This is a genomic window from Streptomyces oceani (assembly GCF_001751245.1).
Lineage (GTDB): Bacteria > Actinomycetota > Actinomycetes > Streptomycetales > Streptomycetaceae > Streptomyces > Streptomyces oceani.
Map to the genome: position 1 here is coordinate 1 of NZ_LJGU01000002.1, position 203 is coordinate 203.

Sequence of the window (203 nt, forward strand, 5' to 3'; positions counted from 1 at the left end):
CCGCGGCGGCTGGTCAGCACCAGCTTCCGGGCACCCCGCTCCACCGCCCAACGCGCCACCCGCGCACCCAACGCACCCGTACCACCCGTCACCAACACCGCACCCGCCTCCGACCCCGGCACCCACGAACCACCCACACCCACCTCCGCCACACCAGCCCGCACCACCCGACGCACCCACACACCCGAACCCCGCACCGCCAC

General features: G+C 74.9%; 1 protein-coding gene. It reads right to left on the minus strand.

Translation table 11 applies throughout. The annotated features are described in order from the left end of the window. A partial coding sequence (locus AN216_RS31185; protein ID WP_139140792.1) for a KR domain-containing protein occupies positions 1-203 on the minus strand: 203 nt, incomplete at both ends.